Consider the following 6,252-nt stretch of genomic DNA (forward strand, 5'->3'; position numbering starts at 1 on the left):
TTTGCTTCCCCAAGGGCACCTATGGTTCCGCATCTCATCACGGCCCTCACCGGGCCGATCAACGAACTTGAACAGCGCATCCTGGACTCGATGCCCGCCATCGAACGCTGGTTCAGGCTGGAGTGGATGGAGCACACGCCCCCGTTCTACACCTCGGTGGACATCCGCAATGCGGGCTTCAAGCTCGCGCCCGTGGACACCAACCTGTACCCCGGCGGCTGGAACAACCTGACCAAGGAGATGCTGCCCCTGGCCGTGCAGGCCGCCATGGCCGCCATCGAGAAGATCTGCCCCGAGGCGCGCAACCTCCTGATCATTCCGGAAAACCACACGCGCAACACCTTCTACCTGGCCAACGTGGTGCAGCTGCAGCGCATCTTCAACATGGCCGGCCTGAACGTGCGCGTGGGCTCCATCAGCCCCGAGATCAAGAAGCCCACGCTGATCGAGCTGCCCAACGGCGACACCGTGACGCTGGAGCCCGTGGTGCGCACCAAGGGCCGGCTGGGGCTCAAGAACTTCGACCCCTGCACCATCTTGCTGAACAACGACCTGTCGGCCGGGCCCCCGGGCATCCTGGAAGACATCCACGAGCAGTACCTGCTCCCCCCGCTGCACGCGGGCTGGAGCGTGCGCAGGAAGAGCACCCACTTCAAGAACTACGAAGAGGTGGCCAAGCGCTTCGGCAAGATGCTGGGCATCGACCCCTGGCTCGTGAACCCCATGTACAGCCAGTGCGACGGCGTGGACTTTGCCGAAGACAAAGGCATGGACAAGCTGCAGACCACGGTGGACGCGCTGCTGACCAAGGTGCGCCGCAAGTACAAGGAATACGGCATCAACGAAAAGCCGTTCGTCATCGTCAAGGCCAACAACGGCACCTACGGCATGGGCATCATGACCGTGCGCGATGCCAAGGAGCTGGACGCGGTCAACCGCAAGACCAAGAACAAGATGGCCGTCATCAAGGATGGCCAGCCGGTCAACGACCTCATCATCCAGGAAGGCGTGCTGACGCAGGAGCGTGTGCATGAAGCCGTGGCCGAACCCGTGGTCTACATGATGGACCGCTATGTGGTGGGTGGCTTCTACCGTATGCATGCCGAGCGCGGCGTGGACGAGAACCTGAACGCCCCGGGCGCGAGCTTCGTGCCGCTGGCCTTCGAGCACAGCACGCACATGCCCCAGCCCGGCGTGCGTCCCGGGGTGAGCGCGCCCAACCGCTTTTACATGTACGGCGTGGTGGCGCGCCTGGCCATGCTGGCCGCCAGCTACGAACTGGAAGCCACCAACCCCGACGCCGAGATCTACGACTGAGGTGAATGGACCCCCTGAGGCGCTGCGCGCCTTCCCCCACGGGGGACGCACCCCGTGGCCTGGCAAAGCCAGTTCCACGGGTGCACTGGCCTTGGCCGCGCCAGTTTATGCACCTGGGTGGCGCGCGCAACGCAATGGATCGCTGCGACGGATTTGCACGCAATAACTCCACACCGTTCACACCGGTCGGGCTGAGCCTGTCGAAGCCTTGCGTGGCGCTGCCGTGGCGGCCATGCCATGTCTGCGGTGCGCTGCCAAGCCGTGAATCACCGCCGAGTTGCTGCGCTGCAACATAGTGCAAGCCCTCCAGACGCGGCCGGGGGCACAGGCGCACAATAGCGTTCCCAAAAGTAACGGAACCCCGCCAGACTCTGCGTGGGGTAGGTCAGTGCAAAGCTCCAAATCATCGCTCGCAGCGCTCACGCTGGGCGCCATCGGTGTTGTGTACGGCGATATCGGCACCAGCGTGCTGTACGCCATGAAGGAGGTGTTCGGGTCCGGCCATGTGCCGTTCACCCAGGACAACATCTACGGTGTCCTCTCCATCTTCTTCTGGACGCTCACGGTCATCGTGTCGCTCAAGTACGTGGTGCTGGTGCTGCGGGCCGACAACCACGGTGAAGGCGGGCTCATCGCCATGCTGGCCCTGGCCTCGCAGGCCGTCAAGGACAAGCCCCGGCTGCGCTCAGTGCTGCTGGGCGTGGGCATCTTCGGCACATCCCTGTTCTATGGCGACGGGGTCATCACGCCCGCCATCTCGGTGCTGTCGGCGGTGGAGGGGCTGGAGGTCGTCTCGCCCCACTTCAAGCAGTATGTGATCCCCCTCACGCTGATCGTGCTGTTCTGCCTGTTCGTCGTGCAAAAGCGCGGCACGGGCGGCATCGGCAAGTTCTTCGGGCCCATCACGCTGATCTGGTTCATCAGCATTGCGGCACTGGGCGTCTCGCACATCGTGGGGCACCCTGAGATCCTGTGGGCGCTGAGCCCGCACCATGCCCTGGGCTTCATGTGGGCCAACCCGGGCACCAGCTTCATCATCCTGGGCGCGGTGGTGCTGTGCGTGACCGGTGCCGAGGCGCTGTACGCCGACCTGGGGCACTTCGGCAAACGGCCCATCCGCCTGGCGTGGTTCGGCGTGGCGATGCCGGCGCTCACGCTCAACTACTTCGGCCAGGGCGCGCTGCTGCTGGCGGAGCCCGAGGCCGTCAAGAACCCGTTCTACATGATGGCGCCCGACTGGGCGCTGATCCCGCTGGTCATCATGGCCACCATGGCCACGGTGATCGCGTCGCAGGCGCTCATCACCGGCGCCTTCAGCGTGACCAAGCAGGCCATCCAGCTCGGCTACCTGCCGCGCCTGAACATCCAGCACACCAGCGTGCGCGACACGGGCCAGATCTACATGCCGCTGGTCAACTGGGGGCTGTTCGTGGCCATCGTGCTGGCCGTGGTGATGTTCCGCTCGTCGAGCAACCTGGCCGCCGCCTACGGCATTGCCGTGACGCTGGACATGTTGATCACCACCATCCTGACCTTCTTCGTGATTCGCTACGGCTGGGGCTACCCGCTGGCGCTGTGCATCGCCGCCACGGGCTGCTTCTTCGTGGTGGACCTGGCGTTCTTCGCATCCAACCTGCTCAAGCTCTTCCAGGGCGGCTGGTTCCCGCTCATGATCGGCGGCATCGTGTTCGCCTTCATGATGACCTGGAAGGAAGGGCGCCGCCTGCTCAACGACAAGCTGCGCGCCGATGCCATCGATCTCAAGGATTTTCTGGAGTCGGTGTTCATCAGCCCGCCCACGCGGGTGGAGGGCACGGCGGTGTTCCTGACGGCGGAGGCGGGTGCGGTGCCCAATGCGCTCTTGCACAACCTCAAGCACAACAAGGTGCTGCACCAGCAGAACCTGTTCGTCACGGTGCACAACCACGAAACCCCCTGGATCGGTTTGGACAAGCGCTTGCAGGTCGAGTCGCTGGGACATGACTGCTGGCAGGTGGTGATCCACTACGGCTTCAAGAACGACCCCGATCTGCCGCGGGCCCTCGAGCTGCTGCGCGGCCGCGGCTGCGAGCTGGAGCCCATGACGACCAGCTACTTCCTGTCGCGCGACACCGTCATCCCCACCATCGGCAGCGGCATGGCGCCCTGGCGCGAGAAGCTGTTCGCCCAGATGCACCACAACGCCAGCGGCGCGGCGGACTTTCTGCACCTGCCCAACAACGCGGTGGTCGAGCTGGGGTCGAAGATCGAGATTTGATCGCGGCGCGACCGGATATGTGCCGGATGTGTGCCAAGTTTTCAGTCTTTTAGGCCTCTACCGCCTGTCCAACAAGCGCTACCAGCTATATAAAACATAGCATTCGTGCTGCGCAGGGCTGGGTGCCAGAATCCAGTCCATGCAATTTTTCAAAGACCTGAGCCTGTCGTCGTTTACCGCGGGCTTCGTCGCGGTGCTGGTGGGGTTCACCAGTTCGGTCGCCATCGTGTTCCAGGCGGCACAGGCTTTTGGTGCCACACCGGCGCAGATCACGTCCTGGATGTGGGCGCTGGGGCTGGGCATGGGGTTGTGTTCGCTGGTGCCTTCGCTGCTGCTGCGCAAGCCCGTGATGATTGCCTGGTCCACCCCCGGTGCGGCGGTACTTGCCACCGCCGGCCTCGCAGGCGGCTTCAGCATGGGCGAGGCGGTGGGTGCTTTCATGGTCAGTGCCACGCTGGTCGCGCTGGCCGGCATGACGGGCTGGTTCGAGCGGGTCATGAACCGCATTCCTATGGAGATCGCAGCGGCGCTGCTAGCGGGTGTGCTGGCGCGGTTCGGCCTGCAGGCCTTTGCGGCGGCGCAGACGGCGCTGCCGCTGGTGCTGACCATGCTGGTCGTCTACCTGTTTGCACGCAAGTTCGCTGCGCGTTATGCGGTGGTGATCACGCTCGCAATCGCGGTGATCTTCGTGGCGCTGCAGGGGCAGATGGCCTGGTCTGCGGTGCACCTGGAGCTGGCCCTGCCGGTTTTTACTGCGCCAGTGTTCAGTCTGCCTGCGGCCATCAGCCTGGCGCTTCCGCTGTTCGTGGTGACCATGGCCTCGCAAAACCTGCCGGGTGTGGCGGTGATACGCGCTTCGGGCTACGACCTGCCCATCTCTCGGTTGATCACCCTGACCGGCGTGGCCACCCTGGTGCTCGCACCCTTTGGCGCGTTTGCCCTCAACTTCAGCGCCATCACCGCCGCCATGTGCATGGGCCCCGAGGCGCACGAAGACCGCCGCCGTCGCTACACCGCAGCCGTGTCGTGCGGCGCACTGTACGTGGCCATCGGCCTGTTCGGCGCGGTGATCACCGGCTTGCTGACGGCCTTCCCCCAGGAACTGGTCGTGGCCATCGCAGGCCTGGCCCTGCTCGGCACCATCGGCAATGGCCTGGCAGTGGCCGTTCGGGACGAGCAGCACCGCGAGGCGGCGTTGATCACCTTCCTGGTCACCCTGAGCGGCGTGGTCATAGCCGGAGTGGGGTCGGCCTTTTGGGGTGTGGTCGCGGGCAGCTTTGCGCTATTTGTGCAACAGTACAGGCGTTCGCCGGCCCGAGGAGCCTGACGCGGGCCCCCGGCTGCACCTGCAGCGGCTGGCGGCCCCGCCCTTGGGTACGGCGGTGCGGCCTCTATATATAAGGTGGATGACCTGCCCAGGCGTCCGCTCCCAGCGCTCTTAGACATCTGACACCATGACCCTGCTCTTCATCGCCGATCCCCTGCACAGCTTCAAGATCTACAAGGACACCACCTTCGCCATGATGCGCGAGGCCCAGCGCCGGGGCCACACGCTGGCGGTGTGCGAGCCCCAGCACATCTCCTGGCAGCGCGGCGGCAAGGTCATGGCCCAGGTCACCGACATCCGCCTGACGGGCGATGCCACCGACTGGTACGAGGCGCAGCCCGAGCGCACCGCCGAGCTGGTGGAGTTCGATGCCGTGCTGATGCGCAAGGACCCGCCTTTTGACAGCGAGTACTTCTACGCCACCCACCTGCTGGAGCAGGCCGAGCGCGAAGGCGCACGCGTGTTCAACAAGCCCCGGGCACTGCGCGACCATCCCGAGAAGCTGGCGATCATGGAGTTTCCCCAGTTCATCGGGCCGACGCTCGTCACGCGCAGCGCGGCGGACATCCAGCGCTTTCATGCCGAGCATCGCGACATCATCCTGAAGCCGCTGGACGGCATGGGCGGCATGGGCATCTTCCGCGTGGGGCCTGATGGCCTCAACCTGGGCAGCATCACAGAGACGCTGAACCGCAACGGCACGCAAAGCGTGATGGTGCAGAAGTTCTTGCCGGAAATTGTCGAGGGCGACAAGCGCGTGCTGGTCATCGGCGGCAAGCCGGTGCCTTATTGCCTGGCGCGCATCCCGCAAGGTACGGAAGTGCGCGGCAATCTTGCTGCAGGTGGCAAGGGCGTGGCCCGCCCCCTGTCGGCACGCGACCAGGAGATTGGTGAGGCACTGGGCCCCATCCTGCAAGCGCGCGGCCTGCTGCTGGCGGGCGTGGACGTCATCGGCGACTGCGTCACCGAGATCAATGTCACCAGCCCCACCTGCTTCCAGGAGATCTTTGATCAGACAGGCTGCGATGTGGCTGCGCTCTTCATTGATGCACTGGAAGCTGCCATGAAGGCACCAGCTGCTTTGTAGGCGAATTTCTCCACTATCTGTAGCGAAGCGCCCAAAACGGTGCTATAGTCGAGGGCTTCGCTACTGAGACGGTTCTGCAGAGATTGCAGGGGATGTTGAAGTTCAGGAGGTTGGCGGTGATGAGGGCTTTGGCCGTTGTTGTTGCGGATCTTCTGGTTGGGTGGCGAAGAAAGTTTGGTTTTGAGTTGCAAGCGGGATAAAAACCGGTATATAATTCAAGGCTTCGCTGAACGGAGGATGTGTCGAGAGATGCAGAATTCGGAA

At 64.2% G+C, this 6,252-nt stretch carries 4 protein-coding genes; all 4 read left to right on the forward strand.

The genetic code is table 11. The features are described 5' to 3' along the window. Positions 1-21: 21 nt before the first annotated feature. The 4 genes from gshA to gshB all read left to right on the forward strand — a co-directional run bounded on the left by gshA (position 22) and on the right by gshB (position 5,988). Complete coding sequence (gene gshA, locus ASF16_RS11390; RefSeq protein WP_056166816.1) at positions 22-1,317, forward strand: glutamate--cysteine ligase; 1,296 nt, start codon at positions 22-24, stop codon at positions 1,315-1,317. Positions 1,318-1,705: 388 nt separating this feature from the next. Further along, positions 1,706-3,574, forward strand: a complete 1,869-nt coding sequence (locus tag ASF16_RS11395) for a potassium transporter Kup (RefSeq protein ID WP_056166819.1) — start codon at positions 1,706-1,708, stop codon at positions 3,572-3,574. 139 nt (positions 3,575-3,713) lie between these two features. Then, positions 3,714-4,901 (forward strand): benzoate/H(+) symporter BenE family transporter, encoded by a 1,188-nt coding sequence (locus tag ASF16_RS11400; protein WP_056166822.1) that lies wholly within the window; start codon positions 3,714-3,716, stop codon positions 4,899-4,901. A 127-nt stretch (positions 4,902-5,028) separates the two neighbouring features. Further along, on the forward strand, positions 5,029-5,988 hold the full coding sequence (gshB, locus tag ASF16_RS11405) for a glutathione synthase (protein ID WP_056166825.1): 960 nt from the start codon (positions 5,029-5,031) through the stop codon (positions 5,986-5,988). The last annotated feature ends 264 nt before the right edge of the window (positions 5,989-6,252 follow it).

The sequence above is a fragment of the Acidovorax sp. Leaf78 genome, assembly GCF_001422735.1.
Classification (GTDB): Bacteria; Pseudomonadota; Gammaproteobacteria; order Burkholderiales; family Burkholderiaceae_C; genus Acidovorax.

Bases quoted from the DNA above. Each gene is read 5' to 3' on its own strand.
- gshA (WP_056166816.1), top strand. From the start codon at position 22: ATGGTTCCGCATCTCATCACGGCCCTCACCGGGCCGATCAACGAACTT.
- ASF16_RS11400 (WP_056166822.1), top strand. From the start codon at position 3,714: ATGCAATTTTTCAAAGACCTGAGCCTGTCGTCGTTTACCGCGGGCTTC.
- gshB (WP_056166825.1), top strand. From the start codon at position 5,029: ATGACCCTGCTCTTCATCGCCGATCCCCTGCACAGCTTCAAGATCTAC.